We start from the raw sequence: 5,516 nt of genomic DNA on the forward strand, positions 1-5,516 counted from the left end.
GTCGGTGAGGACGAGGCTCAAAACGGCGCTGTCTTCGGTGATGTGGTCGATCTCGATGGATTGGATATTGCACCCCGCCTGGCTCGCTATCGTCGTCGCCTCTGCGACGACGCCCTTGCGGTCCTCCATGGGAATGCGCACCTCGAGAAGCTTCTCGGTGCTCGGCACCCATGCGGCGGGAAGGGCTCGGCGGGCTTCGGCGGCATGGCTCAAAAGCGCGGTCATGGCCTCGCGGTCCCGCGCTTCGAGCGCTTGGGCGAACTGCCCGACGATATCGCGTATCTCGGCGAGGCCCCGGCTCAGTGCGGCGGCGTTGTCGAATGCGATGCCGCACCACAGCTTCGGCGAACCGGCGGCGATGCGCGTAGAATCCTTGAAGCCGCCCGCCGCAAGGCGGAACAGCGCCTGCTGGTCGTCGGCGTGCCTGCTCGCAAGCTCGACGAGCGACGAGGCGATGATGTGCGGTACGTGGCTTACCACGGCGACCGCTTCGTCGTGATCCTCGCGCGGAAGCGAGATCACGCGTGCACCGATGCTCGTGATGACCTCGTGCAGAAGCTGGAAATGCTCCGCCGCCGTATTCTCGTCGGGGCAGAGGATCCAGTGGGCCCCTTTGAAAAGGTCGGCGCGCGCACCTTCGATGCCGTTGACCTCGGAACCGGCCATGGGGTGGCCCGGCACGAAGTTATGGGGATGGGGAAGAAGCTCGCAGGCCGCCGCAAGGATGTGGGCCTTGGTCGATGCCGTATCCGTGACAACGCCTCGATAGTCCCATGCCGACAACCGCTCGAAGTACTCGTCGACCGCAGCAATGGGCGTGGCGATGACGACGATCTCGCATCCCCCTTTGACGAACTCCTCGAAAGAGGCATCGCCTGGTTCGGCCGCAGCCGTGACCCATCCCCGCTCGAGCGCCGAAGCGTTCGTTTCCGGGGAGATGTCGACGCCGAGCACTTCCGATTCGGGGCACTGGGCGCGGTAGGCGGCCGCAAACGAGGCTCCCACAAGGCCGAGGCCCACAACTGCAATCCTGGTAACGCATGCGGACATGCTTGCTGCTCAACTCCTTGAATCGATCGGTTCAGTAGGGCTATTCTAGCATCATCGGCGCAAAGCGCCATACAGCGCGGCAAGTTCTTCGCCTTCGATTCGCCGCCACGAACCAGGCGCAAGGTCGCCGATGGAAACGGGCCCGAAATCGGTGCGGTGGAGCGCGGCTACCGGATGGCCGATCGCCTCGAACATCCGACGCACCTGACGCTTTCGCCCTTCGTGGACGACAATGCTCGCCACCGATCGGTGCTCCGACCGGTTCGCCAGCTCGCGCACGTATTGCTCCGATGCCTTCTGCACCGTGCGCGCCGTTTCGACGAGGGTCGACAGCGCTGCGGCGGCCTCTTTCCCTTCGAGCAGCTCGACCGCCGCGGGAAGCGTCATGCCATCGTCGAGTTCGATGCCGCCCCGCAACCGTTTCAATGCAGATTCGCTCGGCCTTCCCTCGAGGAGCGCCACGTAGCGCTTCTCGACGTGCTTCTTCGGATGAAGCAGGGCATGCCCCAGCTCGCCATCGGTCGAGAAGAGCAGCAAGCCCGTCGTGTCGCGATCGAGCCTGCCGATCGGATAGAGCCCCGGATAGCGATCGGTGGGCACAAGCTCCGCCACGCAGCGGCGGCCCTGCGGATCGCTCATCGTGGTAACTACGTCGGCGGGTTTGTTGAGCGCCAGGGTAACCGCTTCGTCGGAGAGCCGCACGACGATCCCGTCGACCGCCACCTCGTCGACGCGCGGATCGACCTTGCTGCCGAGCTCGGTTACCACCCGGCCGTTGACGGTTACGCGGCCCGCGGTCATGAGGTTTTCGGAGCCGCGCCTCGATGCCGCTCCCGCACGGGCGAGGAACTTCTGCAGCCGCATGACGACGATGCGCTCCTCGGGCTGAGCGCTGCTCGCGGTGGCAGTCCGCGCTTCGGTCGCACGCCGCTCGGGTTCGGCGGCCCCCGCGGTATCCGCGCGGCGTCCGCTATTCTTCTTCGAAGGTGAGCTCATCGAAATCGATCTTCTCCACCAGACCGAACCCTGCCGCCATCGCCTCGGCGAGCATCGCCTGGCCGCCCGTCGGCTCCGGGTGCAGCGCCGCATCCCCTTTTCCGTCGGATCGTCCCGCCTGTTCTTTCTCGCCCGCTTCGCCTCCGGTTCGCTCAGGCGATCCCGCACCGTCCGAAGCCGGCAAAGGCCCGCCTGCAGGCTCGGCGTTCCCAGCGCCGCCCGCCCCTGCACGTTCGGCCATCTCGTCGATGTCGAACCGGGCTTCGAAATCGCCGTATCCGTCTTCCCCGTCGACGGGCGCATCGGATCTCGTCGCACTCAACCGCTCGCGGATGAACGCGCGCGTTTCGTCGTCGGGAGCGTATTCGGCGATGTCGGGCAGATCGGCGGTCGAGCGCAGCCCGAACTTTTCGAGGAAGGTGCGCGTCGTCGCGTAGAGCGTCGGATTGCCCGGGGCGTCCTCGGTGCCCGCTTCGCGCACGAGCCCCTTCTCGACGAGCGAGTTGATGGAGCTGTCGGAGTTCACGCCGCGCACCGACGCTACGCCGCCGCGGGTAATGGGCTGGCCGTAGGCGACGATCGCGAGCGTCTCCATAGCCGCCTGCGAAAGCTTGCGCGTATCCCACGAGAGCACGTAGCGCTCGATGAGTTCGTGGTATACCGGGTGCGTGAACAGGCGCCATCCGCCTGCAACCTCGCGCAGCTGGATGCCGCGGTTCTCGTCTTCGAGCTGAGCGCGCAGATCGACGAGCGCGCACTCCACCTCGCCCGGCTCGACTTCGAGCATGTCGGCGAGCGTGATGGTGCTCACCGGCTCGTCGGTCACGAAGAGCATCGCCTCGAGCGCGCCCTTAAGCTGGTAGTCCTGCAAACCCGAGAACATAACCTATTCCTCCCCTATCGAGGTGATGGCGTCGTCGCCGTCGAAGATGAGTTCGCCCGACCCCTCGATGAAATCGATATCGATATCCCCGAACGAGGTTTTCTGCTTGATGGTGACCATGGAGCGCTTGTACAGCTCGAGAATGGCGAGGAACGTCACGACCACGATGGGCGTGGGCGTCTGCGCATCGACGAGATCGGAAAAACGCAGGTGCTTGCTGTTTTTTACGCGCTGGTGAATCGCCCGCACATGCACTTCCACCGGAATGGGCTTCGCGGCGATATGCTCCGATTCGAGCAAGAATACATCGCGGCGCGCATACGCTGCAGCGCATAGATAGGCGAGCGCGTCGAGTGTGACGTGCTCGAGGTAATCGGGCACGAGCGAAAGGAAATCCAGGTCCGGACCGAAAGGCCGCGAGTGCATGCGGCCCTCCGCGACGAACCGGGCGTGAAGCCCCGCCGCCGCGTTCTTGAACTTCTTGTACTCGAGCAAGCGTTCGACGAGAATGTCGCGCGCCTCGGAAGGCGGGATCTCCTGGAATTCCTCGGCAGTCGCCGATTTCTCCTGCGGAATGAGGCTTGCGGCCTTGATCTCGAGCAGCGTCGAAGCCACAAGCAGAAAGTCGCTCGCCACATCGAGGTCGAGGTTGCTCATGCGCGACACCTCGGCCAGGTACTGATCCGCGATCTCGGTGATGGATATGGCCCCGATATCGACCTTCTGCCTGCTGACCAGATACAGCAGCAGATCGAACGGCCCCTCGAAGCTTTCTATGCGAACCTTGTACGACATGGGCGCCCGTTATCAGATAAGTCCCATAAGATGCGCCAAGTTGTATGCCGTGACATCGAGGTACATGCCGATGGGGTTCACCTTGAGCACGTAGGGCACGGCGATGACCACGATCATAAAGATGGGCAGCGCATACTGCTGGATGCGGTAGTACTGCGGCAAATACTTCTCGGGCAAGATGAACGCGAAGATCGATGACCCGTCGAGCGGCGGTATCGGCAGCAGATTGAAGAACATGAGAAACAGGTTGATGAGTCCGAACAAAGGCAGGTACAGGTAGCAGAAGTACACGAGCAGCTCGTTTTGGAACGCCGCAGTGGGCACGACGAGCTCTATGAACCAGAGGAGCAGCGCGGCAACGCACGCCATGACGAGGTTTGCCGCAGGTCCCGCAAGCCCCACGATAAGATCGCCCTTGCGCGGGTTCTTGAAGTAGCGCGGATTGTACGGCACCGGCTTCGCGTAGCCGAACACCGGCATGTTCATGAGCATGAGCAGCGCCGGCATGATGACCGTACCGAAAGGATCGACGTGCTTGAGCGGATTGAGCGAAAGCCTCCCTTGGCTCTTCGCCGTGGGATCGCCGAGCTTGTAGGCCGCAAAGCCATGCGCCACCTCGTGGAACACGATGGCGGGAATGAAGCTCAGGACACTGCAGATGAGGTATGGGATATCGATTGAATTCATAGTGGTAGCTAGTCTACCCTGACAACGCCGCCCAAGACAGCGTGCCTGCAAAATTTCACAAGTTCCGAAATGTCGAAAGCCGAAAGCCCGACTCTGCGAGCGGGAAAAAGCGAGAAGCGCAACAATCGGACCCGATACATGGATTGCGGGCGCTCGGCGGAAGGCGCAGCCCATCGCGGCAAGGGCGGATCGGATCCGATCTGGCAGAAAATTCGACCTGTGTCAATTATAGAATTTATTACTTTATTGATAATGCGCCCGATTTCAGAGAATCACCTGGTCGCCGATCCCCGAAAACGCATGTGTCAACAACGTACTGTAGTACCTTTTGACACAGGTCGAATTTTGTGCCATATTCGGCCCTATCGCAGGCAAACCGCTCCGAAAATCCAGGGTTCGCGGCCTGTCGCCATTCCGGTAATCGGTTTCACTACGCTCGTCTTCGAGAAGAACCGTGCGCCGCTTTCCCATCAGCCGCCGTTGGATCCGGGCACCGCCCTTCCGAAAGAGCCGCCTCTGGCATCGAAGGATTACCGCAAGCCGGAAAACCCCCGTTGCCGAAGCACCTCGTACGCACCGACGGCGACGGCGTTGGAAAGATTGAGGCTGCGCAGGCCCTCACGCATGGGGATGCGCACAAGCTTGCCGGGATGGGCTTCGAGTATCCTCTCATCGATGCCGCGGCTCTCGCGACCGAACACGAGGAACGGTTCGGCGCCGTAGAGCGCCTCGGTATAGAGACGCGCTGCGTGCCCCGTGAAGAAGTGCAGCTCGCGCTCGCCGTGCTCTTCGAGAAATGCAGCCGTGCATGCATGGCGCACGATCTCCACCTCATCCCAATAGTCGAGCCCCGCGCGCCCGAGATGCTTCTCTGTCAGACGGAAGCCCATAGGCTCGACCAGATGAAGCACCGCGCCCGTACAGGCGCAAGTGCGGGCTATGTTGCCGGTGTTCTGCGGTATCTCCGGCTCGAAAAGAACGATGTGCAGGCAGCCCGCCTCGGGCGGCGTCGCATCGCGAGCAGAGCCGTCGCGTGCGGCGGGTGCGCAGGAAGGACCGGCGCTGTGCTCGGATCGCCCGAGGCAGGCGGGGGGCTGGCTCTTTT

The 5,516-nt window shown here is 62.8% G+C and carries 6 protein-coding genes; all 6 read right to left on the reverse strand.

Translation table 11 applies throughout. The features are described 5' to 3' along the window. The coding region (locus C1722_RS05055) for a prephenate dehydrogenase (protein ID WP_102378274.1) at window positions 1-1,050 on the reverse strand (1,050 nt) is incomplete at its 3' end. 51 nt (window positions 1,051-1,101) lie between these two features. Continuing rightward, on the reverse strand, window positions 1,102-1,914 hold the full coding sequence (locus C1722_RS05060) for a pseudouridine synthase (RefSeq protein ID WP_244902556.1): 813 nt from the start codon (window positions 1,912-1,914) through the stop codon (window positions 1,102-1,104). Window positions 1,915-2,020: 106 nt separating this feature from the next. Further along, window positions 2,021-2,929, reverse strand: coding sequence for an SMC-Scp complex subunit ScpB (gene scpB / locus C1722_RS05065; protein WP_102378276.1), 909 nt, complete (start codon window positions 2,927-2,929; stop codon window positions 2,021-2,023). A 3-nt stretch (window positions 2,930-2,932) separates the two neighbouring features. Then, window positions 2,933-3,724 (reverse strand): segregation and condensation protein A, encoded by a 792-nt coding sequence (locus C1722_RS05070; RefSeq protein WP_102378277.1) that lies wholly within the window; start codon window positions 3,722-3,724, stop codon window positions 2,933-2,935. A 12-nt stretch (window positions 3,725-3,736) separates the two neighbouring features. Beyond that, the gene (locus C1722_RS05075) at window positions 3,737-4,411 is read right to left on the reverse strand and encodes a site-2 protease family protein (RefSeq protein WP_102378278.1); all 675 of its coding nucleotides are present in this window, start codon (window positions 4,409-4,411) and stop codon (window positions 3,737-3,739) included. 530 nt (window positions 4,412-4,941) lie between these two features. Then, window positions 4,942-5,516: tRNA (cytidine(34)-2'-O)-methyltransferase (locus tag C1722_RS05080; protein ID WP_342352754.1), on the reverse strand; the 575-nt coding region annotated here is incomplete at its 5' end.

Source organism: Raoultibacter timonensis (assembly GCF_900240215.1).
Classification (GTDB): Bacteria; Actinomycetota; Coriobacteriia; order Coriobacteriales; family Eggerthellaceae; genus Raoultibacter; species Raoultibacter timonensis.